The organism is Dietzia sp. KRD202 (assembly GCF_017168155.1).
GTDB lineage: Bacteria > Actinomycetota > Actinomycetes > Mycobacteriales > Mycobacteriaceae > Dietzia > Dietzia kunjamensis.
Map to the genome: position 1 here is coordinate 99094 of NZ_JABFAN010000019.1, position 22498 is coordinate 121591.

Annotated in this window: 24 protein-coding genes and 4 tRNA genes; 17 read left to right on the forward strand and 11 right to left on the reverse strand. The window is 71.3% G+C overall.

Annotated features, from left to right (window positions below; translation table 11 throughout):
- The 4 genes from J1M64_RS20460 to J1M64_RS16100 form a co-directional block, all read right to left on the reverse strand.
- The coding region (locus J1M64_RS20460) for an ATP-binding cassette domain-containing protein (protein WP_307872466.1) at nucleotides 1-308 on the reverse strand (308 nt) is incomplete at its 3' end.
- Nucleotides 301-1095, reverse strand: coding sequence for an ABC transporter permease (locus tag J1M64_RS16090; protein ID WP_206474837.1), 795 nt, complete (start codon nucleotides 1093-1095; stop codon nucleotides 301-303). The genes J1M64_RS16090 and J1M64_RS20460, both read right to left, overlap by 8 nt.
- Nucleotides 1092-1874 carry a molybdate ABC transporter substrate-binding protein gene (gene modA, locus J1M64_RS16095; RefSeq protein WP_307872467.1) on the reverse strand — a complete coding sequence of 261 codons (783 nt, stop codon included), beginning with the start codon at nucleotides 1872-1874 and terminating at the stop codon, nucleotides 1092-1094. Before modA ends, J1M64_RS16090 begins: the two co-directional genes overlap by 4 nt.
- Nucleotides 1875-1884: 10 nt before the next feature.
- Nucleotides 1885-2379, reverse strand: a complete 495-nt coding sequence (locus J1M64_RS16100; protein WP_067716850.1) for a YajQ family cyclic di-GMP-binding protein — start codon at nucleotides 2377-2379, stop codon at nucleotides 1885-1887.
- Nucleotides 2380-2549: 170 nt separating this feature from the next.
- On the opposite strand from J1M64_RS16100, the gene J1M64_RS16105 reads away from it, so the two are divergent.
- From J1M64_RS16105 to J1M64_RS16130, 6 genes are all read left to right on the forward strand, one after another.
- A tRNA-Tyr gene (locus J1M64_RS16105) sits at nucleotides 2550-2631 on the forward strand.
- Nucleotides 2632-2830: 199 nt separating this feature from the next.
- Nucleotides 2831-3865, forward strand: a complete 1035-nt coding sequence (locus J1M64_RS16110) for a polyprenyl synthetase family protein (RefSeq protein ID WP_227022218.1) — start codon at nucleotides 2831-2833, stop codon at nucleotides 3863-3865.
- Nucleotides 3862-4755: a squalene/phytoene synthase family protein gene (locus J1M64_RS16115; RefSeq protein WP_206474838.1), complete on the forward strand. Its 894-nt coding sequence runs from the start codon at nucleotides 3862-3864 to the stop codon at nucleotides 4753-4755. Before J1M64_RS16110 ends, J1M64_RS16115 begins: the two co-directional genes overlap by 4 nt.
- Nucleotides 4752-6434 (forward strand): phytoene desaturase family protein, encoded by a 1683-nt coding sequence (gene crtI / locus J1M64_RS16120; RefSeq protein ID WP_206474839.1) that lies wholly within the window; start codon nucleotides 4752-4754, stop codon nucleotides 6432-6434. Before J1M64_RS16115 ends, crtI begins: the two co-directional genes overlap by 4 nt.
- On the forward strand, nucleotides 6431-6883 hold the full coding sequence (locus tag J1M64_RS16125) for a lycopene cyclase domain-containing protein (protein WP_307872468.1): 453 nt from the start codon (nucleotides 6431-6433) through the stop codon (nucleotides 6881-6883). Before crtI ends, J1M64_RS16125 begins: the two co-directional genes overlap by 4 nt.
- Nucleotides 6880-8181 (forward strand): prenyltransferase, encoded by a 1302-nt coding sequence (locus tag J1M64_RS16130; RefSeq protein ID WP_307872469.1) that lies wholly within the window; start codon nucleotides 6880-6882, stop codon nucleotides 8179-8181. Before J1M64_RS16125 ends, J1M64_RS16130 begins: the two co-directional genes overlap by 4 nt.
- A 42-nt stretch (nucleotides 8182-8223) precedes the next feature.
- On the opposite strand, the gene J1M64_RS16135 is transcribed toward J1M64_RS16130, so the two are convergent.
- Nucleotides 8224-8958: a glycosyltransferase family 2 protein gene (locus J1M64_RS16135; protein ID WP_206474840.1), complete on the reverse strand. Its 735-nt coding sequence runs from the start codon at nucleotides 8956-8958 to the stop codon at nucleotides 8224-8226.
- 131 nt (nucleotides 8959-9089) lie between these two features.
- On the opposite strand from J1M64_RS16135, the gene J1M64_RS16140 reads away from it, so the two are divergent.
- A tRNA-Thr gene (locus tag J1M64_RS16140) sits at nucleotides 9090-9162 on the forward strand.
- A 42-nt stretch (nucleotides 9163-9204) separates the two neighbouring features.
- Nucleotides 9205-9278: transfer RNA gene (locus tag J1M64_RS16145), tRNA-Met, on the forward strand.
- 76 nt (nucleotides 9279-9354) lie between these two features.
- On the opposite strand, the gene J1M64_RS16150 is transcribed toward J1M64_RS16145, so the two are convergent.
- The 6 genes from J1M64_RS16150 to J1M64_RS16175 all read right to left on the reverse strand — a co-directional run bounded on the left by J1M64_RS16150 (nucleotide 9355) and on the right by J1M64_RS16175 (nucleotide 15919).
- On the reverse strand, nucleotides 9355-11280 hold the full coding sequence (locus tag J1M64_RS16150) for a cation-translocating P-type ATPase (RefSeq protein ID WP_240341276.1): 1926 nt from the start codon (nucleotides 11278-11280) through the stop codon (nucleotides 9355-9357).
- A 47-nt stretch (nucleotides 11281-11327) separates the two neighbouring features.
- Nucleotides 11328-11564: a heavy-metal-associated domain-containing protein gene (locus J1M64_RS16155; protein ID WP_154829634.1), complete on the reverse strand. Its 237-nt coding sequence runs from the start codon at nucleotides 11562-11564 to the stop codon at nucleotides 11328-11330.
- A gap of 136 nt (nucleotides 11565-11700) precedes the next feature.
- The gene (locus J1M64_RS16160) at nucleotides 11701-12441 is read right to left on the reverse strand and encodes a Crp/Fnr family transcriptional regulator (RefSeq protein WP_206474841.1); all 741 of its coding nucleotides are present in this window, start codon (nucleotides 12439-12441) and stop codon (nucleotides 11701-11703) included.
- Nucleotides 12442-12453: 12 nt separating this feature from the next.
- Complete coding sequence (locus J1M64_RS16165) at nucleotides 12454-12717, reverse strand: hypothetical protein (protein ID WP_067716829.1); 264 nt, start codon at nucleotides 12715-12717, stop codon at nucleotides 12454-12456.
- 1 nt (nucleotide 12718) lies between these two features.
- Nucleotides 12719-14239 (reverse strand): molybdopterin-dependent oxidoreductase, encoded by a 1521-nt coding sequence (locus tag J1M64_RS16170; RefSeq protein ID WP_206474842.1) that lies wholly within the window; start codon nucleotides 14237-14239, stop codon nucleotides 12719-12721.
- 6 nt (nucleotides 14240-14245) lie between these two features.
- Entirely contained in the window at nucleotides 14246-15919 is a 1674-nt protein-coding gene (locus J1M64_RS16175; RefSeq protein ID WP_206475026.1) for an acetolactate synthase, read from the reverse strand.
- Nucleotides 15920-16115: 196 nt separating this feature from the next.
- On the opposite strand from J1M64_RS16175, the gene hadA reads away from it, so the two are divergent.
- The 9 genes from hadA to J1M64_RS16220 all read left to right on the forward strand — a co-directional run.
- Nucleotides 16116-16511, forward strand: a complete 396-nt coding sequence (gene hadA / locus J1M64_RS16180) for a (3R)-hydroxyacyl-ACP dehydratase subunit HadA (RefSeq protein ID WP_206474843.1) — start codon at nucleotides 16116-16118, stop codon at nucleotides 16509-16511.
- Nucleotides 16508-16963 carry a MaoC/PaaZ C-terminal domain-containing protein gene (locus tag J1M64_RS16185; RefSeq protein WP_206474844.1) on the forward strand — a complete coding sequence of 152 codons (456 nt, stop codon included), beginning with the start codon at nucleotides 16508-16510 and terminating at the stop codon, nucleotides 16961-16963. Before hadA ends, J1M64_RS16185 begins: the two co-directional genes overlap by 4 nt.
- Nucleotides 16964-17127: 164 nt before the next feature.
- Nucleotides 17128-17200 (forward strand) — tRNA-Trp (locus tag J1M64_RS16190).
- A 36-nt stretch (nucleotides 17201-17236) separates the two neighbouring features.
- Nucleotides 17237-17578: a preprotein translocase subunit SecE gene (secE, locus tag J1M64_RS16195; protein ID WP_096907013.1), complete on the forward strand. Its 342-nt coding sequence runs from the start codon at nucleotides 17237-17239 to the stop codon at nucleotides 17576-17578.
- A 63-nt stretch (nucleotides 17579-17641) separates the two neighbouring features.
- Complete coding sequence (nusG, locus tag J1M64_RS16200; RefSeq protein WP_206474845.1) at nucleotides 17642-18628, forward strand: transcription termination/antitermination protein NusG; 987 nt, start codon at nucleotides 17642-17644, stop codon at nucleotides 18626-18628.
- Between the two features lie 250 nt (nucleotides 18629-18878).
- Nucleotides 18879-19313, forward strand: coding sequence for a 50S ribosomal protein L11 (rplK, locus tag J1M64_RS16205; protein WP_096907015.1), 435 nt, complete (start codon nucleotides 18879-18881; stop codon nucleotides 19311-19313).
- Between the two features lie 91 nt (nucleotides 19314-19404).
- Nucleotides 19405-20133: a 50S ribosomal protein L1 gene (gene rplA / locus J1M64_RS16210; RefSeq protein WP_163375563.1), complete on the forward strand. Its 729-nt coding sequence runs from the start codon at nucleotides 19405-19407 to the stop codon at nucleotides 20131-20133.
- A 474-nt stretch (nucleotides 20134-20607) separates the two neighbouring features.
- Nucleotides 20608-21393: an MCE family protein gene (locus J1M64_RS16215; protein WP_206474846.1), complete on the forward strand. Its 786-nt coding sequence runs from the start codon at nucleotides 20608-20610 to the stop codon at nucleotides 21391-21393.
- The coding region (locus J1M64_RS16220) for an MCE family protein (protein ID WP_307872471.1) at nucleotides 21390-22498 on the forward strand (1109 nt) is incomplete at its 3' end. The genes J1M64_RS16215 and J1M64_RS16220, both read left to right, overlap by 4 nt.

The following is a 22498-nucleotide window of genomic DNA, read 5'->3' on the forward strand; positions in this document are numbered from 1 at the left end:
GGCAGGTGGGTGCGGGGCGAGCCGACGACGCGGCCGTGGAGCCGGACCTCGCCCGAGTCGGGCCGCAGGTGCCCGGCGAGCAGCGACAGAGCCGTGGACTTGCCCGCGCCGTTGGGTCCGACGATCGCGAGTCGGCGGCCCGCGGGGACGCTGAGGTGGAGGTCGACGTCGCGGGCGACGACCCGGCAGTCCAGCTCGGCGGCGGGATGCGACGCGGCGGGATGCGACGCGGCGGGGTGCGAGGTGACGGGGTGTGACTCGGCGGGGTGTGGCTCGGCGGGACGCGACGCGTCGGGGTGGTCAGCCACGGCCCACCACCGCCCTGCGGGCGACGAGCGCGGAGACCGCCATGAGCGCGGCGGCCACCGCGATGAGCACCACGGCCAGGGCGAGGGCGGTCTCGGTGTCCGCCTCCCGGCTGAGGTAGATCTCCAGCGGCAGGGTGCGCGTGGTGCCCTGCAGGGAACCGGCGAAGGTTAGGGTGGCGCCGAACTCCCCGAGAGCGCGGGCGAACGACATGGTCGCGCCGGCGACGAGGGCCGGCAGGACCAGCGGCAACGTCACGGTCGTCAGGACCCGGGTCGGGGAGGCGCCCAGCGAGGCGGCGGTCCGCTCGAGGCCGGAGTCCACCGAGCGCAGCGCGCCCTCGAGCGCCACCACCAGGAACGGCATCGCCACGAACGTCTGCGCAATCACCACGGCCGCGGTCGTGAACCCGATCTCGATGCCCAGCACGGACAGGTGCTGTCCCACGACGCCGGTGCGCCCGAGCGTGATGAGCAGGGCCAGGCCGGCCACGACCGGGGGAAGGACCATGGGCAGCGCGGTGACCGTCCGGGCCAGTGCCGCCAGCGGCCCACTGCTGCGGGACAGCACCACCGCCAGCGGGGTGCCGAGCAGGATGCACAGGACGGTGGAGAGCGCGCACGTCCGCAGGCTCAGCAGCAGGGCGTCGCGGGCGGCCTCCGAGCCGAGGAGTTCGGGAACCCGCGCCCACGGGACGCGCGCGGCGAGGCCAGCCAGGGGCAGGGCCGCCAGCAGGACGGCGAGCACCGCGGCCACGAGCAGCCAGCGGGGGAGCGGGGGCCGGGTCACGGCGGACCGAAGCCGTACTCGGCGAGGACCGCGCGACCCTCGGGGCCGGTGACGGCGTCGACGAAAAGGCGGGCCATCTCGGAGTCCGCGGCGCGGTCGAGGACGGCCACCGGGTAGACGTTCGGCACCGCGTCGGCACCGGCGATCGGGACCCGCTCGACACGGTCGGCGACGGCGCGGGCGTCGGTGGCGTAGACGATCCCCGCGTCTGCCTCGCCGGAGGTGACCTTGCCGCGCACGTCGGTGACGGTGGACTCCTCGCTCACCGGGGCCAGGTCGATCCCCGCCGCGTCCGCCAGCGTGCGGGCCGCCGCACCACACGGCACGACGGCCGCGCACACCACGAGTCGTGCGCCGTCCAGCGAGTCGTCGAGACCGGTGATCCCCGCCGGATTGCCGGGCGGGGTGATGAGGGTGAGCACGTTGGTGGCCAGCGGTGTGGGCTCGCCGGCGACCAGGCCCTCGGCGACGGCGCGGTCCATCGTCCGGACGTCGGCGGAGGCGAACACGTCCGCCGGGGCACCGCCGGCCAGCTGATCCACCAGGCCGGAGGAGCCGTCGAAACCCAGCCGGATCGACACACCGGGATGCGCGGCCTCGAACTCCTCGGCGATCTCGGTGAACGCTCCGCTGAGCGACGCGGCGGCGAAGACGGTCAGCTGCTGCGTGCCCTCGTCGTCGTCGCCCCCGGACGCGCACCCCACCAGCGAGGACAGGCCCACGGCGGCGACCACCGAGGCGGCGCGGAGCCGACGCCCAGCGCCGATGCGGAACGGCACCGTCGGCGGGTCAGCGGTAGTTGGTGAACTGCAGCGCGACCTCGAAGTCGGCACCCTTGAGCAGCGAGATGCACTCCTGCAGGTCGTCGCGCTTCTTGGACGACACACGGATCTCCTCGCCCTGGATCTGCGCCTTGACGCCCTTGGGGCCCTCGTCGCGCAGCAGCTTGGTGATCTTCTTGGCGTTCTCCTTGTCGATGCCCTGCTTGAGCGAGCCGACCAGGCGGAACGACTTGCCCGACGGCATCGGGTCGCCCACCTCGAGCGCCTTCATGCTCAGCCCGCGGCGCACCAACTTCTCCACGAAGACGTCCTTGGCGGCCAGCACACGGTCCTCGGAGTTCGCGACGATCTCCACCGCGTCCTCGCCCTTCCACTCGATGCTCGCGTCGGTCCCGCGGAAGTCGTAGCGGGTGCCCAGCTCCTTGGCGGCCTGGTTCAGGGCGTTGTCCACCTCCTGGCGGTCGAACTCCGAGACGATGTCGAACGAGGACTCCGAGGCCATGGACGTACTCCTGTCGTTGGGGGATGTCCCGGCCAGGCTACCCGCCACGGCCGGGGCGCGAGGCCGCCACGGGCGGGGCCGGGAGTCGCCGCCGCACCACCCCTGAGTGCCCCGATTTGGCACCAGGGGTCACAGGCGTTGTATCGTGTCGTAGCGCCCTTGAGGTGCACGCCAGATTGCCCGAGCGGCCAAAGGGAGCGGATTGTAAATCCGTCGGCTTAGCCTACGTTGGTTCGAATCCATCATCTGGCACTCGGAGACCCCCGCCACAAGCGGGGGTCTTCGTGCATTTCGGGACTCGTCGCCCGGGAATCCGTGAAAATGTGAACTCGCGCGGTCCCCAGTGTCACGACCCCACGACCTGTCACGCCGCATCTCGTCGAGAAGAATCGAGGTGAGACGTATCCACGACGGCCCCGGCTCCGAACCACCGGACATGACACTCCTTTCGATGACCGCCGCACATCGGATGACGACCGGCGACCTGCCGGCGGGCCTGGGTTCCGCAGTGGACGACTGGGCCGATGACCTCGGGCGGACCACCCGCTCCGGCAAGGGGATGCGTTCCGCGCTCTTCGACGCCGTGTACACCACCTCCGGGGGCACCGACGAGGCCGTGCGGGCCGCCGCGGGCCAGGCACTGGAGTTGCTGCACGAGGCGTTCCTGGTCCACGACGACCTGGCGGACGGGGACGACCAGCGCCGCGGCCAGCCCAACCTGCAGGGCCGCACCACCGCGCGGGCCACCGCCGGGGGGATCGGGACCGAGGCCGCGGGGCACCTCGGACAGGTCGGCGGGCTGCTCGGCGGCGACCTGCTGCTCGTGGCCGCGATGGCCGACTTCGCCCGCCTGCCCGTGCCGGCGCCACTGCTGCACCGTGTGCTCGACGAGGTGCAGGGCGCGGTCGTCGCGTCGATCGCCGGGGAGTACGCGGACGTCCACGGCTGCGTCGAGCGCGAGCCCGCCGACCGGGAACGCGCGCTGGCGATCGGCGCGGCCAAGACCGCCGCCTACTCCGTGTGCCTGCCCCTCGTGCTGGGCGCGATGCTCGGCGGCGCGCCCGACGAGGTCATCCCCCCGCTGCGTGAGGCCGGCCGCCACCTGGGGACCGCCTACCAGGTGATCGACGACGTGCTGGGCGTGTTCGGGGATCCGGCCGTGACCGGCAAGTCCAACGAGGGCGACCTGCTCCGGCGCGCACCGACCGTCCTGCTGGCCCACGCCGCCACCACCGAGGCCTGGCCGCGGATCGACGCCGCCCTCGGTCGTCCGGCCGCCGACCCCGCGACGAGGAACGGCCACACGCCCGACCCCGACACCGCGCGCGAGCTGCTGCGCGAGTGCGGCGCCCGCGAGCACGCGGTGGGCATCGCCGAGGACCTCATCACCGCCGCCCGCGCCGCGCTGGACTCCCCGGCCGTGCCGCACGACGTCCGGGCCGCGCTCGGCCCCCACCTGGCCACCGCCCTGGAGAGGACCCGATGACCCAGCAGAGCCCCCACGCGGAGTTCACCGACGCCGCCCGCCGGTGCAGCGAGGTGATCCTGCGCCGGTACTCCACGTCGTTCGCACTGGCCTGCCGACTGCTCGCACCCGCCACCCGCCCGCACGTCGCCGCGATCTACGCGTGGGCGCGGGTCGGGGACGAGGTCGTCGACGGGGCGATGGACGACCCGGTCGCCGCGCGCGAGCTCATCGCCGAGGCGCGCCGCCGGACGCACCGCGCCATCGAGCGCGGGTTGGACCCCGATCCGGTGACGCACGCCTTCGCCGACACCGCGCGTCGGTTCGGGATCGACGCGCGCCTGGTGGATCCGTTCTACGACTCGATGGAGGCCGACATCGACGTCACCGAACACACCGAGGAGTCGCTGCGTCGGTACATCCACGGGTCGGCGGAGGTCATCGGGGAGATGTGCCTGCGGACGTTCGCCGGTGGGGGACTGGGTGACGACGACGAGATGGCCGCCGGAGCGCGCGCACTCGGAGCGGCGTTCCAGAAGGTGAACTTCCTCCGGGACATCCGGGAAGACTTCACGGACCTCGGTCGCAACTACCTGCCGGGCCGTGACCCGCGGGCACTGACGGAGAAGGACGTACGCGAGTTGGCCGACGACGTGGACGCGGACCTGCGCATCGCGCGGGCGGCGATCAACCGGATCCCGGGCCGCGACCGCCTGGCGGTGGCCGCAGCCCACGACCTGTTCGCCGAGCTCAACGATCGCCTACGGGCGGCCGGGGCATCCGGGGTGAGCGCGGGCCGGGTGCGGGTGCCCGATCCGGTGAAGCTCGCGGTGATCGGCCGCGCTGCAGCCGGGCGCGGCCGGTCCGGCGCCCGCCCCGGTGCCGCGCGCGGTGGGGCGGTGGCCCGATGAGCCGCCGGCACGCCCCGGAGGGGCCCGTCGTCGTGGTGGGCGGCGGCATCGCCGGCCTGGCGACCGCTGCGCTATTGGCCCACGAGGGGCGCGACGTCACGCTCGTCGAGGCCACCGACTCCGTCGGCGGGCGCGCGGGCAGCTGGTCGGCGGGCGGGTTCCGCTTCGACACCGGCCCCTCCTGGTACCTCATGCCGGAAGTGTTCGACCACTTCTTCCGCCTCTGCGGTACCTCCGCCGACGAGCAGCTGGACCTGGTGCGCCTGGACCCCGGGTACCGCGTGTACTTCGAGAACCGCCCCGAGTCGGTCGACATCCGCTCGGATCGCGCGGCCTCGACCGCCTTGTTCGAGTCGCTCGAACCCGGCGCCGGCCGCGTGCTGGGCAGGTACCTCGACTCGGCGCGGACGACCTACGACCTCGCGCTCAAGCGGTTCCTCTACACCAACTTCACCTCGTACCCGGCCCTGGTGCGCCCCGACGTGGTGGCCCGGGCCGGTTCGCTGGTGGCCCGCCTCGTCCAGCCGCTGCACTCGTTCGTGGCCCGCCGGTTCAGCGACCGCCGCATCCAGCAGATCCTCGGCTACCCCGCGGTGTTCCTCGGGTCCTCGCCGTACCTGGCGCCGTCGATCTACCACCTCATGAGCCACCTCGACCTCACCGACGGTGTCCTCTACCCGCGCGGAGGGTTCACCGAGGTGATCGCCGCGGTCCGCAGGGTCGCCGAGCAGCAGGGTGTGGTCATCCACACGGGCACCGAGGCGATCGAACTGGTCACCACATCCGAGGGCGCCCGCGCGCGCGGGTCCCGCCGGTCGAAGGCGCAGATCAGGGGCGTCCGGGTGCGCGACCGGGCCGGGACGGAGCGGACGCTGCCGGCCGGCCTCGTCGTCGGGGCCGCGGACCTCCACCACCTCGAGACCCGGTGGCTCCCCGAGCACCTCCGCACCTACCCACAGTCCTACTGGGACTCGCGTACCCCCGGGCCCGGAGCACTGCTCATGCTGCTCGGGGTGCGTGGTGAGCTCCCGCAGCTGGCCCATCACACGCTGCTGTTCACCGACCGGTGGGAGGAGGGGTTCGACGCCATCTTCGGCGAGTCGCCCCACATCCCGGACCCGGCGTCGCTCTACGTCTGCCGCCCCAGTGCCACCGACACCGACCCGGACGCGGGCATCGCCCCGGAGGGCCACGAGAACCTCTTCGTCCTGGTGCCCATCCCCGCGGACCCCTCGCTGGGCCACGGCGGCGTGGACGGCGCGGGGGACGCCGCGATCGAGGCGGCCGCCGACCGGGCCATCGCCCAGATCGCCGACTGGACCGGCATCGACGACCTGGCCGAGCGGATCGTCGTGCGGCGCACCATCGCCCCCGCCGATCTCGAGGACGACCTCGGCGCGTGGCGCGGCACGGCCCTCGGGCCCGCGCACACGCTGGCGCAGAGCGCGTTCTTCCGCACCCGCAACGTCAGCACGCACGTCGACGGGTTGTACTACGCCGGCGCGTCGACCATCCCCGGGATCGGACTGCCGATGTGCCTCATCAGCGCCGAGCTGATCCTCAAGCACGTGCGCGGCGACACGGGTACCGCGCCCGTGGCCGAGCCCGGCGGGGGCACGGTGTTCGACAGGCCCGCGTCCGGCGGACCCGCCGGCGGCGACCCGGTGTCGGCGAGGTGATCGGGCTGGCCTACCTGGCGGTCCAGGTCATCTCGTTCGCCGGCATCCTCGTCATCGACCACCGCTGGAAGCTCGCGGCGTTCCGCGCCCCGGCCGCGACTGCACTCTCCGTGACCGCGGCGGTGGCGCTGCTGCTCACGTGGGACGTCCTCGGGGTGCGCAGCGGGGTGTTCTTCCGCGGCCAGACCGACTTCATGACCGGCCTGCTGGTCGCGCCGGAAATCCCGCTCGAGGAGGTCGTGTTCCTCGCGTTCCTGTCGCACCTCGCGTTGGTGTGCGCGACGGGCGTGGTCACGGCCGTCGAGCATGTCTCGCGGCGGCGGGGCGCGCGGTCCGGCGGCGCACGGTCAGGCGGCGCACAGAACGGCGGCGCCCAGAACGACGGGGCCCAGAACGGCGGAGCCCAGAACGGCGGCGCCCAGAACGACGGGGCGGGGGCGCGGCCGTGAGCATCTACTCGACCATCAACGCCACCATGGCCATCCCCGTCATCGCGGCCGCCCTCATCGCGCTGTGGCGCCTGCGGGGGGCCGACCGCCGACGATGGTTGATCGGGGTCGGCGGCTCGCTCGTGGTACTGCTCGTCCTCACGGCGATCTTCGACAACATCATGATCTCCGCCGGGCTCGTGGCCTACGATGATGCGCTGACCAGCGGCATCCGCCTGGGCGTGGCCCCCATCGAGGACTTCGCCTACGCCGTCGCCGTCGCCGTGTTCATGCCCTCGGTGTGGTTCGTGCTCACCGCCCGTTCGCGGGCCGGTGCCATGGCGGGCAGCCCGACGGTGTCGGGCCGGGGGGACGCGGCCCTGGCGGGCACCCCGGAACCGGGGGAGGACGACGACGACAAGGTCCGCACCCCCGAGCGGCCCGCGACACCGGGTCTGCTCACCACCCTGTTCTGGTCGTCCCGCCCGGTCTCGTGGGTGAACACCGCCGCCCCGTTCGCGCTGGCGTACTTCCTGGCCACGGGCGGGTTCGACCTGCTGGGCGTGATCGGCACGCTCTTCTTCCTGGTGCCGTACAACCTCGCGATGTACGGGATCAACGACGTCTTCGACTACGAGTCGGACCTGCGCAACCCCCGCAAGGGCGGCGTGGAGGGGTCGGTCCTCGAGCGGTCGCGCCACGCGGCGACGCTCGTGGCCTCGGCCGTCACGACCGTGCCGTTCCTGGCCTACCTCGTCGTGGTCGGGACGCTCGAGTCGTCGCTGTGGCTGGCGGCGAGTGCGTTCGCGGTGATCGCCTACAGCGCCAAGGGACTGCGGTTCAAGGAGATCCCGTTCGTGGACTCCGTCACCTCGGCGTTCCACTTCGTCTCGCCGGCGATCGTCGGGTGGACCATCGCCGGCGCGGACCTCGGCGGCGGGGTGTGGGCGTGCCTCATCGCGTTCATGCTGTGGGGCGCGGCGTCCCAGGCGTTCGGCGCCGTGCAGGACGTGCGCTTCGACCGCGAGGCCGGCCTGAAATCGGTCGCCACCGTGCTCGGTGCCCGGGCAGCCGTGTGGTTCGCGCTGGCCTGCTACGCCGCGGCGGTGCTGGTGCTGCTGATCGCCGCGCCGTGGCCGGCGTCGGGGGCGGCGTTCGCGATCCTGCCGTACCTCGCCACGGTGGCCGCCTACACGCGGGTCACCGACGCCACCGCCGAGGCGACCAACGAGGGCTGGAAGCGCTTCCTGGTGCTCAACATGCTGGCCGGCTTCTGCGTCACGCAGCTCATCCTCTGGTCGGTGCTCGTCTGGGCGTGAGCCCGCGCCGCCTCACCGGCTGATTCGGCCGACCGGGCCGGGTCAGCGCTGGACGCGCTCCAGCCACCGCCGCGACGGCGGGCTCGACCGCCAGTTGAGGAAGATCGTCCGGAATGCCCGCGAGAAGCGTCGCCGCATGGCCGCGGGGTCGTCGAAGGGTCGGGCCGAGATCCCCACGGTCAGGGAACGGTCGACCAACAGGCGGTCGTCGGCGCCGAACTGGAACGACAGGTCGATGTCGTCGTGGAGTTCCGGGTCGGTGCGGTTGACCCCGTCGCGCACCCGCTCCCAGGCGCTGCGGCGCATCGCCAGGTTCGAGCCGAACAGGACGGGGTGGGCCATGGCGGCGCCGACGGAGACGAAGAACGCGTCCATGTAGAGCCGCTTCGCGGCGCGGGCCCGCCACCCCTCCAAGCCGATGAACTCGCCTGGGCCGGAGATGGCCACGAGTTCGGGATCGGCGGTGAACGCGGCCTCGATCCGGGCGAGCCACCCGGGTCCGGGCCGGGAGTCGGCGTCGAGTCGGGCGATGATGTCGCCCGTCGCGGAGTCGTAGCCTGCCGCGGCCGCTGCGGGGATGCCCCGCACGGGCTCGACGGCCACCCGGACCCCGATCCGCGCATCCGCGGCCAATGCCACCGCGACGCTGTCGTCCGAGCACCCGTTGTCCACCACCACGACCTCGTCGGGCAGCCGCGTCTGTGTGGCGAGGGAAGCCAGGGCGCCCTCGAGTTCGCGGGCGTCGTCGAGGACGGGGATCACCACGGAGATGCGCACCCGGCCATCCTGCCAGCGGGCCCGGCGGGACAGCGCCCCACCGGGCGATTTGTGCCGCGTTCGGCCGTGTGTGTAATCTGCTAAAGGCTTACGCGCCAAGCGGTTGGGTGACCAACAGCGAAGCGCGGCCCGCCCCCTTAGCTCAGTCGGCAGAGCGTTTCCATGGTAAGGAAAAGGTCGTCGGTTCGATTCCGACAGGGGGCTCGCACTGTGCGGGGCGGCTCGATCGTCCGACTGGCAGGGCATGCCGGTGTAGCTCAGCTGGTTAGAGCGCACGACTCATAATCGTGAGGTCGGGGGATCGAGTCCCCCCACCGGTACTCTCAACACGAAGGCCGCCCGCTCGCCGCGGGCGGCCTTCGTCGTCTTCTCGACTCCTACGGCATCAGGGTCTGATCACACCCGGCTCACGTCCCGTGCTCCGGTCCCGAGGACGAGGTCCCCCGCGTGTCCCGGGATCCCGGTTCCGTCCTTCTCGAGGGTCGGCCGCAGGAGGAGCATCGCGATCGCGATCACCGCGAGAACGGACACCTCGTGGACCAGCATCCCGATCGACATGGTCACGCCCCCGAGGAACAGCCCGGCAAGAAGCGCGGCAACGGTCACCAGGGCGATGGCGATGTTGAGTCGCATGGTGCGGACGGTCCGCTTGGCCAGGGAGAGCGCGTACGGCAGCCGCGGGAGCCTGTCCGCCATCAACGCGATGTCGGCGGTTTCGATCGCGGCCGGCGAGCCGGCGGCTCCCATCGCCACCCCGATGTCGGCCAGTGCCAACGCAGGGGTGTCGTTGACCCCGTCACCGACCATGGCCACGGTGTGGCCGCGGGACTGCAGCTCGCGCACGATCTCGACCTTGTCCTCCGGCATGAGCTCGGCACGGATCTCGTCGACCCCGAGTTCGGCGCCGACATTGCGGGCCACCCGCTGGGCATCGCCGGTCGCAATGACGACCCTGATCCCAGCGTCGTGCAGTGCCCTGACCGCTGCCGGGGCGTCGTCACGGATGGTGTCGGCGACGGCGACGATCCCGACCGCCCGTCCGTCGACCCCGACGAACATCGCGGTCCTGCCCTGGTCGTTGAGTTCGAGGATCCGTGCGTTGTCAGGCCGGTGGTCGAGTAGATCCGCGGAGCCCACCGCGACCACTCGGCCATCCACCTCGGCGCGGATGCCCTTGCCGGCGACGGGCTCGGCCGCTTCGACCAGGTCGATCTCCAGTCCCGCCTCCCGGGCACCCGAGATGATCGCCTCGGCGAGCGGATGCTCGGACGCGGTCTCGGCTCGGGCGGCCAGCCTCAGGACGTCCTCACGCGAATAGTCGTCGTCGAGCACGTCCACGTCGGTCAGGACCGGCCGACCGTTGGTGAGGGTGCCGGTCTTGTCGACGACGACCGCGTCGACCCGGGCCGCACTCTCGAGGTACTCGCCGCCCTTGATGAGAACACCGTCCTTGGCGGAGCGGCCGATCCCGGCGACGATCGACACGGGGATCGAGATCACCAGGGCGCCGGGGCAGCCGATCACCAGGAGGGTGAGCGCGAGCTCTATGTTGCCCATGGTGGCGACCAACGACCAGGGGATCAGGGCCACCACCAGCGCCGAGATCATCACGGCGGGGGTGTACCAGGTCGAGAACCGTTCCATGAAGGTCTGGGTGCGGGCCTTGTCGTCCTGGGCGTCCTCCACCCGGTGGACGATCCGGGCGAGGGTGGTGTCGGCACCGATGCCGACGGCCTCGATACGCAGGACTCCCGACCGTAGCCAGGTGCCGGCGAACACCTCGGAGCCCTCGGACTTCTCGGCCGGGACGGACTCGCCGGTGATGGTGGCCTCGTCCACGCCGCCGTTGCCGGAGAGCACCCGGCCGTCGACGGGGACCTGCTCCCCGTTGCGCACCAGCACGAGGTCGCCGGGTTCGAGTTCCCAGACCTCGACGGTCTCCGGCTCGCCGTCACGAAGGATGGTGGCGGTCTCGGGCGCCGAGTCGACGAGGTCGGACAGGGCCCGGCGAGTGCGGTTGAGAGTCGCCTTCTCCAGGGCCTTGCCGAGGGCGAAGAGGAAAGTGACCGCCGCAGACTCCCAGTAGTTGTCGATGAACATGGCCCCGACCGCGGCGACCACGACCAACAGGTCGATCGAGATCATCCGGATCCGCAGGGCCTGGACCGCCGAGACGGCGATCCGGTAGCCGGCCACGAGAGCGGCGATGATCATCAATCCGTCCGCCACCGCGTCGGCCGAGGTGAGTCGGCCGACGAGCCACGAGGCGACGATGAGCAGGCCGGAGGCCGCCACCACGCCCCAGGTCTTCCATGATTTCAGCATTGTCCTGTCTCCTCGCTCGTCGAAGTGCGGTCGGTGTCGTCGCGTCAGAACGCCGACGGCTTGACCGCGTAGCCGACCTCGGCGACCGCTGCGACGAGATCACGCACCGAGACCTTCGCGGGGTCGTAGTCGACCAGTACTCGTCCGGAGGCGAACTTGACCTCCGCGGACTCGACACCGTCCAGACCGTTCAACTTGTTCTCGATCTTCGCGATGCACGACGGGCACGAGAATTCATCCGAACGCAGAACGATGCTCTTGATTTGTTCGCGGACACTCATGGTGATCCCAGCTCCTCTACGGTTGCTGTTCCTCGGGGGAACGGTGCACGTTCCTTACGTGCATCTCCGAACCTAGGAGCAACCGGACAGGACTTCCTTGACGCCAATCAATCAGCGGGAAAGCGGCGCCGACCAGTTAATCGCCCGCGATCAGCCTCTCGAGTGCGGCGCGGTCGAGGACCGAGACCCATTCGCGGCCGGAGTCGATGACGCCCGCCTTCTTCATCCGCGCCATCGCGCGCGAGGCGGATTCCACTGTGGTGCCGGCCATCCCCGCAATGTCGTCGCGGCGCAGTCGGACCTGGAGGAGACTCGAGCCGTCCCGCTGGAGGCTTCCGAGCTTGCGGTCGAGGTACCGCAGCGTCGAGCCGACCCGCTGCTCCACCGACTGCGTGGTGTGCCCGATCTCCTGTTCCCGGGCCTGCGCGAGCCGATCCTGTTGCATTCGGATCAGGCCCAGGGCGAGGCTCGGGTGGTCGCCGACCACCTCCGCCAGCGCGTGAGCGGGCAGGAAGAGCGCACAGGTCGTCTCCATCGCCCAGGCGGACTCGGTCGCGACGGCAGCCTCCGTGTGCAACGGCCCCACGGTGTCTCCGGGGGCGGCGATGTCCACGGTGAGCTCCCGGCCATCGGCGGTGTCCCGGGTAACCCGCGCGCGTCCGGAGACGACGAGATACGAACCGGGGATTTCATCCCCGGCGAGCACCATCGGATCGCCCTCGGCCCAGGACCAGGCGGTCAGGTGCCCGTTGAGGTCGCGCCGGTCATCAGGTGAGAGCTCCCGGGTCAGTGGGGCATCGGCTAGTACCCGCAGCCGGGTCTCGTCCGAGCAGGAGTGCGGGTGTGCGCAGTTGCGCCGGACCGGGTTTCGGGACATCGGTGCAGCGATTCAGTTCGAGGAGTGCAGATGGGTAGAGACCACCCGGAAGTCTCCCGCGCGGGCGAGGGCCTTCTCGATGATCGCCGGGTCCGGGCGGACCGTGTCCGGGTGTTTGACGTACAGCTGCGCGTGTTCGGCCCCGGTGAGTTCGAAGGTCGCCTGGCCCAGTCCGTGCTCGGCGAAGATGTCGTAGAGCGCCTGGAGGGCCTTCTTGACGTCCCTGTCGTTCCGGACGCCGCTGACCTCGAAGCGGCACGAGACGATGTGGGACACGTCAGATCCTTCCGTTGAACGCCTGCAGCGCGGAATCCTCGCGGGTCCCGCCTCGGCCGTCACCGTACTCCGCGTAGTCGGCTATCCACCGGATCGAGCGCACCCACTTGACGTGCTTGTAGCCGTGGTTTGACTCCACCCGCAGGCGGGCGGGGGCGCCGAGGTGCGTCTCGAGAGGGGTTCCGTTGCGCTCGTAGGCCAGAATCGTGTCGTCCTCGTAGACCGTGTCGAGGTCGAGTACCGCGTAGAACGGCTCCCGCGGCCGGTTGTCATACATCTTCTGGGCCAGACCGTAGGAGTCGATCAGCACGTAGTGGGCTCCCTCCGGCTGGGGGCCGAGGACCTCCAGCAGATCCCGCAGTCGTACGCCGGTCCACCGGGACGTGGCGGACCAGCCCTGCATGCAGGTGTGCACCGCTACATAAGAGGTGCGCGGCAGCTCCGTGAGCTCGTCCAGGGCCAGGGTCTTCTCGGCGCCCGAGAGGTCGTCGCCGATGGTCAAGGAATAGCCGCGCCAGGCATCGTCGCGAGCCTCGACCCACTCCGGCGACTCGTCCTCGGTGGGCGGCAGGCCGTTGGTCCAGTGGAATTCGGAGATGTCGTCGTCGGTGTAGGTGTTCTGCCGCCCCATCCGCGGTCGCATCCGGTTGAGGAAGAGGCGGCGGCCGATCTCGGACACCCCGGCGGTGAACCGCTGTGCCCGGGCGCGGTCGGCCAGCGACCAGTAACTCAGGGCGATCCAGAACAGGACCACGGCCACGACGGTGGCGATCGTGATGGTGAAGGCCTGGGCGGATCGTGCCGTGTCGGTGGTGCCGAACACCATGTGCACGACGTTGTGCTCGGCGTGCACCAGGAACACCAGCCCGACATGCATGACGATGAACGCGGAGATGAGCACCATGAGGATGAAGTGCAGCGACCGGGCGCCCTGGTGGCCGCCCCAGAACTTGACGTACCAGGGGAACCGCGAGCGCACCGCCGGCGCCATGGCCACGCCGGTGAGGATGAGCAGCGGAGCGAGGATGAAGATGACGGCGGTGTAGGCCAGCATCTGTGCGGCGTCATACGGGTCGAAGTGTTCGATCGCCGGAGCCCGGAACCCGAGGTACATCCGGATCGACTCCCACGCCTCGCCGAACACGCTCCACGAGGTGGGGATGATGCGGCGCCACAGTCCGGTCGCGAACAGCAGCACCACGTACACCAGGCCGTTGAGCACCCACAGCATCACCGAGATCCCGTGCCAGTGCCGGCCCAGCCCGATGTTCTCCCGACCCGGTAGGCCGATCAACGGTGACAGGGATTTCTCGTCCATCAGGGAGGTGTAGACGCCTTCCTTCTCGGGTAGCTTGCGCCTGGTGAAGCGCAGCCATTCGGTCCCGGGCTTGCAGTCGTTGCGCCACCACAGTCGCGGCAGCGAGGCCAGGATCTCCCATCCTGACCGCAGCAGCATGCCGATCAGGATGAAGTTGATCAGGTGGGAGGCACGGAGCCACAGCGGGAAATCGGGGTTGATCACGTCGGTTCAGACTCCAAACGTCGCTCGCGGGTACATGGCCCCTACATCAGTTATCACGTTCACCAGATACGGAACCCCGCTGGCGAACGCCCGGTCCAGCGCCGGGCCGATCCGCGCGGGATCGGTGACCATCTCGCCGGCCCCGCCGAGGGCCTTGACCACCTCGTCGTAGCGGGTCCGCGGCGCGAGGTCGGCGATCACGTCGTAGCCGTAGAGCATCTGCATGGGGCCCTTCTCCAGGCCCCACGCCCCGTTGTTGCCCATCACCATCACCACGGGCAGTCGGTGCCGGACGAGGGTGTCCACGTCGATGAGGGAGAACCCCGCAGCACCGTCGCCCAGCAGCAGGACCACCTGACTGGACGGTCGGGCGATGCGGGCCGCGATGGCCGCGCCCAGTCCCGCGCCGAGGCACCCGAACGGGCCGGGGTCCAGCCAGTTGCCCGGCCGGGCGGGTTCGATGAACTTGCCGGCATAGGAGACGAAGTCGCCGCCGTCGCCGATCACCACGGCGTCCTCGGCCAGGCGCGGCAGCAGCTCGCCGTAGATCCGCGCGGGATGGACGGGGTCGGCCGAGGCGCCCAGGAGCTGCAGGTCGGCGGCGTGGGTGGCATCGGCCTTCTCCCGCAGCGTGGTCGCCCAGGTCGACCAGTCCGGGCGCGCCGCCCCCGATCGGCGCTGTACGGCCTCGACGACCGCGTCCAGCACGAGCCCCAGGTCGCCCGCGGTGGCCACGGCCGGTGACGCGTGGTGGCCGAGTTGCCCGGGGGAGTCCGCGATGTGCACCACTTTCGCCGGCGTCGCGCCCTCCTTGCCGCCGAACACCCCGTAGCCGAGCCGGAAGTCCAGGGGCGTGCCCACGACGAGCACCACGTCGGCCGCGCCGAACGCCGTCCCGCGCGCCTTGGTCACCAGTAGCCGGTGCCCGGCCGGGACGATCCCGCGGCCCATGCCGTTGGGGATGACGGGCAGGCCCAGCGACTCGACGCACCGCAGCGCTGCGTCTTCGCCGCGATCTGCCCACACGTCGGAGCCCAGCACCAGCACGGGACGCTCGGCGCCGACGAGCAGGTCGGCGATCCGGTCGACGGCGTCGGTGTCGGGGGAGCGGTCCGGCGCGGCGGCGGGGGAGCCGTCGCCGGCCCGCCCCGGTCCGGGCCGGACGGAGTCGCACCGGTCGAAGAAGTGGTCCATGTGCACGTCGAGGAACGCCGGCCCGCGGTGCGCGGTGCGGGCGGCGGTGAACGCGCGGTGGGTGGCGGCGGCGATATCGGCCGTGTCGCGGGCGGTCTCGGCGGACACGGTCACCGACCGCACCACCGGGACGTGGTCGAACTCCTGCAGGCTGCCGGTGCCCCAGCGGCCGGCCGGTGCGCGTCCGCCGAGGACCACCATCGGGGCGCCGGAGAACGAGGCCTGGGCCAGCGCGGACACGCCGTTGGTCACGCCCGGGCCGGCGGTGAGGACGGCCAGGCCGGGGGTGCGGGTGAGCTTGCCGGTGGCCTCGGCGGCGAACGCTGCCGTCTGTTCGTGCCGCACGTCCAGCAGTGCGACGCCGTGGTCCTCCTTCTCCGCGGCGTCGTACATGGGGAACACGTGCGCCCCGGAGAGGGTGAACATCGTCCGCACCCCGTGGGCGGCGGCGACGGCCGTGGCGTGGGATCCGCCGTGCCCCTCCACCGGGGTGGGGGTGTCACCGCGGGGTCCGGCCGGTGACCGCCCACCCTGCTCCTGTCCACCCTGCTCCTGCCCGGCCTGCGGGGCCGGCTCGTCGTGGCTCACATCGCACTCCCTGCTCGACTGCCTCCACCGTAGGAGGCGGGGGCGACTCGTATCAGCGGTTCGGCGGACACGCCCTCGGGTACCGTCGGCGCCTGTGAGCACAGACAACGCTGATGACCTCGTCGTCGTCGGGGATCCGGTCACGGTCACCGACACGGTGGTGGCGCGCTTCGCCGAGGCGGTGGGCGCGCCGACCGACCAGGTCCCCGCCACCCTCGCGGCCGCCCTGACCGCCCCGGTCCAACGCGCGGTGATGGAGCACCCCGCGCTGCGCATCGATCTCGCGCGCACCCTCCACACCGCGCAGTCCAGCGAGCATCACCGGCCGATCCGTGTCGGCGACGTCCTCACCGCCACCGCCACGGTCACCGGGGTACGGTCGGCGCGCGGCGGGCGGATGATCGGGTTCGACACCGTGCTGCGCGACGCCGACGGCGAGCCCGTCCAGACCCTGACCAGTGCGCTGCTCACCGCGGAGGTGGAGGAATGACCGGGCGGGAGAAGGACGGACAGGAAACGACGACGACGACGAGGACCACTGCCGCCGGGGAGGTCCTGCCGTCCCGGACCCTGCCGATCTCGCGGGACGACCTGCGGTGCTACGCCGAGGCGTCGGGGGACCACAACCCCATCCACCTGGACGACGCCGCGGCGCAGGCGCTCGGTCTGCCCGGGGTGGTGGCGCACGGGATGCTCACCTCCGCGCTGGCGATCGGGGTCGTGGCCGAGTGGGCCGGGGGCGCCGACCGCGTGCTGGCGACCTCGTTCCGGTTCGCCGGGCCCGTGGTCGTCCCGGCCGACGCGCCGGCGCGGCTCGAGGTGGGGGGGACGGTGAAGAAGGTGGCCGACGACGGGTCGACCGCCGACGTCGCCCTCGCGGTGACCTGCGACGGGGCGAAGGTGTTCGGCAAGGCGATCGTCACGGTCTCGCTCGCGGGGTGACGCCGCGCGATTTCGGGCCACCGGCCGCCTGTCGTACACTGGGACGCCCGACCGAACGCGGTCGCGGACCGCGCTGCCGCCAGGCAGTCGCCGACACTGTAGAGTCGAGGCGTTCGTGCGGCCCGCAGGCGCGGGAGGGCACGGGTGGCCGGGAGACCGGCCGAAGGGGCGTAGCTCAATTGGCAGAGCAGCGGTCTCCAAAACCGCAGGTTGCAGGTTCAAGTCCTGTCGCCCCTGCACTTACCGCACACCAGACGACCCGGAGGTAGCCGCGTGAGCCAGGATCGCGACGACGACGTCGACGTCAACGGCGTCCGCGATTCCGACGCCGCTGCCGCCGTCCCCACCGGCAAGGCGGGGCGCGGCGACACCGCCGTGGCCGGACGGGTCCGTACGGACGCGGACAAGCCGGAGGACACGCGGAGCGCCCGCACGAATCCGTTCCAGTACATCGGGCAGGTCGTCGAGGAGCTGCGCAAGGTCATCTGGCCCACGCGCAACCAGATGGTCACCTACACCATCGTGGTGTTCCTGTTCCTCATCTTCATGACCGCGCTGGTCTCGGGCGTCGACTTCGGCGCGGGCAAGCTCGTCGAGCTCGTCTTCGACCGCTAGAGACCTGCCGCTGGGGTCCGGGGCGAGATCCGGACCGCCGAACTTCGAGAGGACCGCATTTCCGTGAGCGACATCGATCAGAGCCCCGAGGCCGAGGGCGCCGAGCAGGCCGCGACCGAGGCGGACGCGGTGCTCGGTGACACGGCTGCGGACCCCGCCGACACCATCGACGCCGACACCATCGACGCCGACGCCGAGGCTGACGCCGCCGACACCGTCGCGGCAGGCGCCGAGCTGGACCAGGACGCCGCCACCGACGCGGTCGAGACCGAGCTCGACGAGGACGTCGAGGGTGAGACCGTCCCCGAGGGCGACGAGACCGCTGCGGAGGACGAGCTCGCCGAGTCCGCGCTCGAGACCTCCGACGAGGAGCCCGAGGGGGCTCCGGCCGAGGAGGCGGCCGCGGCCGACGAGGCGGCCGCGCCCGCGATCGACCCGATCATCGCCTTCAAGCGTCAGCTGCGCAAGCTTCCCGGCGACTGGTTCGTCATCCACTCCTACGCCGGCTACGAGAACAAGGTGAAGGCCAACCTCGAGACCCGCGCCGTGACCCTCGGTGCCGAGGACAAGATCTTCCAGGTCGAGGTCCCGGTCGAGGAGTTCACCGAGGTCAAGAACGGCCAGAAGAAGGTCGCCAACCGCAAGGTCCTGCCCGGCTACGTGCTGGTGCGTATGGAACTCGACGACGAGTCCTGGGGCGTCGTGCGCAACACCCCGGGCGTGACCGGGTTCGTCAGCGCGACCGGTGGCGCCGCCGGCAAGCCCACCCCGCTCTCGCTGAGCGACGTGGCCAAGTTCCTGGCCCCCAAGCCGGAGAAGAAGTCCGCCGCCGCGGGCACCGCCGACGACCAGGGCTTCGCCCCGCAGGCCGTCGAGGTGGAGTTCGAGGTCGGCGAGTCGGTCACCGTCATGGACGGCCCGTTCGCCACGCTGCCCGCGTCCATCTCCGAGGTTGATCCGGCCGCGCAGAAGCTCAAGGTCCTCGTGTCGATCTTCGGTCGCGAGACGCCGGTGGAGCTCGGCTTTACCCAGGTCGAGAAGATCGACTGACCCGCAGAACTCCCACGACGACCCGTCCCGCGCCCGGCGTGGGGCGGGTCGCTCGTCTCTCAGCATGGCCGGTGTCGGCGATTAGGGTTCCGACCGGCCGCGCGCGTAGACTCTCCAAGGTTGCGCCTGTGTTCCCGCGTGCCCTTCCGGGGGTCATGCAGGGGAGGCGGGCGCACACGACAGTCGGCCTCCCGCGTGTACAGCGCGGAGCCGAGATCCAGTCGAAGAATCAGGAAGACTGAGGAAGACGATGCCTCCGAAGAAGAAGAAGGTCTCAGGGCTCATCAAGCTCCAGATCCAGGCCGGCGCAGCCAACCCGGCCCCGCCGGTCGGTCCGGCTCTGGGTGCCCATGGTGTCAACATCATGGAGTTCTGCAAGGCCTACAACGCCGCCACCGAGAACCAGCGCGGAAACGTCGTGCCGGTCGAGATCACGGTCTACGAGGACCGGTCGTTCGACTTCAAGCTGAAGACGCCGCCGGCCGCCAAGCTCCTGCTCAAGGCCGCCGGCCTGCAGAAGGGCTCCGGCACCCCGCACTCCGCCAAGGTCGGCAAGGTCTCCATGGACCAGGTCCGCGAGATCGCGCAGACCAAGTTGGAGGACCTCAACGCCAGCGACATCGACCAGGCCGCGAAGATCATCGCCGGCACCGCCCGTTCCATGGGCATCACGGTCGAGGCCTGACCTCCACCCCCCGAACATCTGTGGGAGGGCAGCTCAGGCCCGCACCACACCCGACCGTCGCGCGTGAAGACGCGGCAGGAATGGAACTGACATGAGCAAGAACAGCAAGGCCTTCAAGGCCGCAGCTGAGAAGGTCGACCGCACCAAGCTGTACTCGCCTCTGGACGCCCTGGCCCTGGCCAAGGAGACCGGCTCGACGAAGATGGATGCCACCGTCGAGGTCGCCATGCGACTTGGCGTCGACTCCCGCAAGGCGGACCAGATGGTCCGTGGCACCGTGAACCTTCCGCACGGTACCGGTAAGACCGCCCGCGTCATCGTCTTCGCCGCGGGCGAGAAGGCCACCGAGGCCGAGGCCGCCGGCGCCGACGTCGTTGGCTCCGAGGACCTCATCGAGCGCATCCAGGGCGGCTGGCTCGACTTCGACGCCGCGATCGCCACCCCGGACCAGATGGCCAAGGTCGGCCGTGTGGCCCGCGTGCTCGGCCCGCGTGGCCTCATGCCCAACCCCAAGACGGGCACCGTCACGATGGACGTGACCAAGGCCGTGGGCGACATCAAGGGCGGCAAGATCACCTTCCGCACCGACAAGGCCAACAACCTGCACTTCATCGTGGGCAAGGCCTCCTTCTCCACGGAGCAGCTCACGGAGAACTACCAGGCCGCGGTCGACGAGGTCATGCGCCTCAAGCCGTCCTCCTCCAAGGGCCGCTACATGCAGAAGGTCACCATCTCCACGACGACCGGCCCCGGCATCCCGGTCGATCCGTCGGCGATCTCCAAGCTCCTCGAGGCGGGTTCCGACTCCGCAGCGAGCTGATCTGCTCGGCTGAGACGCCACCAGCTCGGCTGAAGGCCCCGCGACCGGTTATCCGGACGCGGGGCCTTCCCGCATTTCCCGGCATGCCTGGTGCCGCCGGCCGCCCGGCCGCCCGGCCTCCCGGTCCGCAGCCGCTCCTCCCGATGGCGTCTCGCGTGTTGGCATGCCCGCCCCCCACGCAGCCGCTCCTCGCGATGGCGTCTCGCCTTCACTTCGGGGCGTGCGAGACGCCATGTTCGTGCGCGGCTGTGGGCGAGATGGGGCTGCGGCGAGGGCGAGACGCCATCGCAACGAGCAGCCGCGGGCACGGATTCCCTCGCGTTCGCACGCGCGGTACGGCAGCCCGGAGCACACTGTGACCTAGCCCACCCGCACGACAATACCCTCAGGTATGGTTGGGTCACGCGGTCGCCGTCGGCACGCCCGCCCCGCTACCGGAGGGGGCCACGATCGGGGTCGACCGGACCACCCGCTGTGGCCGCCGCGGACGAGGTGCTCGACGATCGCGGTGACGACGTCCGCGACACGGTCCGTCAGCTCAGCGCGGCGCTGCAGACCGTCTCCGACGGCCGCGACGACCTCTTCGCCACCGTCCGCAACCTCGAGGCCTTCACCGCCGCGATGGAGGGCTCCGGCGAGCAGATCACCACCTTCAACGAGGTGATGGCGGCGGTGACCGTCTCGGTGTCCCGCGGCCGGGGGGAGATCGGCCCGGCGCTCACCGAGCTCGATCTGGCCGTCGACGAGGTCCGCGACTTCGTCCGCGACAACCGGCAGGTGGGCATCGAGACCGCCCGGACGACCACCGACCTGCTGACGGTGCTGGCCGAGCAGCGCGACGACATTGCCCAGATCCTGCACGTCGCACCCACCGCGCTGTCGAACCTGCAGGGGATCTACCAGCCGTCGCAGAACGCGGTGATCTCGTCCCTCGCGCTGACCAACTTCGCGAACCCGATGCAGTTCATCTGCTCCGCCCTGGCCGCTGCAGAGGAGACCGACGTGCACACCGCGTCCGAGGAGTGCGTGCGACTGCTCGGCCCCACGCTCACCGCGCTGGCGGTGGATTACCCGCCCGTGGCAATCAACCCCAGCCGCGGCGTCGGGGCGCTGCCGCACCAGCTCGACTACACCCACGACTATCTGCGGCCCGCCCCTGCGCCCGCGCCCGCTGCCCCCGCCGACGGCGCACCGGTCGCCACCAGCCCGGCGGACGGTCGCGTCGGCGTGACCGACCTGCTCACCGAGGGCGTCCGGTGACCGGGCGGCGCGCCGTGGGCGCGGCGCTGCTGGTGGTGTCGACGACGACGATGAGCGGCTGCGACTGGAAGGGGCTCAACAGTCTCCCGCTGCCCGGGACGGCCGGGGGCGGGCCGGACGGCTACTCGGTGACGGTGCAGCTCGCCGACGCCACCACCCTGGACCGCAATGCCCGTGTCCGGGTCGGCGACGTGACGGTGGGCCGCATCGCCGACATCGGCCTCGGCCCGGGGTTCGCCGAGGTGACGATCGACCTCGACGGGGAGGTCCGCCTGCCGCGCAACGCCACGGCCCGGGTGGGGCAGAGCAGTCTCCTCGGTGCGTCCCACCTCGAGCTGTCGGCACCTCCGGGCGAACCCGCCGAGGGCACGCTGTCCGACGGCGACCTCGTCCCGGTGGAACGCAGCGGCGGGTACCCCACCACCGAGCAGACGCTGGCCACGCTCGCGGCGGCACTCGGCGGCAGCGGCCTGGCCCAGGCGGCGGAGGTCTTCGGGGAACTCGACGTCGCGATGACCGGCCGCACCGACGAGGTCCGGGCGGTGGTGGGACGCCTCAGCGAGCTGCTCACCGGGCTCGAGGCGCAGAAGGAGGACATCGTGGAGGCGTTGGAGGCACTGGAGGGGCTCTCGACCGAACTCGCGGTGCGCAGCGACGAGGTGGAGGGCGGGGTCGCCGACCTCGGGCCCGCACTCCAGGTCCTCGCGCAGCGGCGGCAGCGGCTCGTCGAGGCCACCCGCGCGGTGGACACCGTCACCGCGACCGCGGGCCGTGTCGTCGAGGCCTCCGGCGGTGACCTCCGTGCCGGTCTGGAGTCCCTCGACCCCGTCCTGCAGGGACTGGCGGATTCGGGGGACTCGCTCACCGAGTCCCCGCGCTACCTGGCCACCTTCCCGTTCCCGCTGGACACCTACCGCAACGCGGTGCGCGGGGACTACGCCAACGGCACGGTCATCCTCGACCTTCGGCTGCCGGTCCTGGACACCGCGCTGCTCATCGGCACACCGTTCGAGGGGTCGCTGGCCTCGCTCGACACCATCCTGGGCGTACCCGCCCCACCCGTGGAGCCGGCCCGCGACGGGCTCGGCGACGTGCTCGCCCCGCC

What these genes read in the sequence shown, in the direction of transcription:
- J1M64_RS16100 (WP_067716850.1), bottom strand. Translation starts at nt 2,379, where the DNA reads ATGGCCTCGGAGTCCTCGTTCGACATCGTCTCGGAGTTCGACCGCCAG.
- J1M64_RS16110 (WP_227022218.1), top strand. Translation starts at nt 2,831, where the DNA reads ATGACCGCCGCACATCGGATGACGACCGGCGACCTGCCGGCGGGCCTG.
- J1M64_RS16115 (WP_206474838.1), top strand. Translation starts at nt 3,862, where the DNA reads ATGACCCAGCAGAGCCCCCACGCGGAGTTCACCGACGCCGCCCGCCGG.
- crtI (WP_206474839.1), top strand. Translation starts at nt 4,752, where the DNA reads ATGAGCCGCCGGCACGCCCCGGAGGGGCCCGTCGTCGTGGTGGGCGGC.
- J1M64_RS16155 (WP_154829634.1), bottom strand. Translation starts at nt 11,564, where the DNA reads ATGAGTGTCCGCGAACAAATCAAGAGCATCGTTCTGCGTTCGGATGAA.
- J1M64_RS16160 (WP_206474841.1), bottom strand. Translation starts at nt 12,441, where the DNA reads ATGTCCCGAAACCCGGTCCGGCGCAACTGCGCACACCCGCACTCCTGC.
- J1M64_RS16185 (WP_206474844.1), top strand. Translation starts at nt 16,508, where the DNA reads ATGACCGGGCGGGAGAAGGACGGACAGGAAACGACGACGACGACGAGG.
- rplK (WP_096907015.1), top strand. Translation starts at nt 18,879, where the DNA reads ATGCCTCCGAAGAAGAAGAAGGTCTCAGGGCTCATCAAGCTCCAGATC.
- rplA (WP_163375563.1), top strand. Translation starts at nt 19,405, where the DNA reads ATGAGCAAGAACAGCAAGGCCTTCAAGGCCGCAGCTGAGAAGGTCGAC.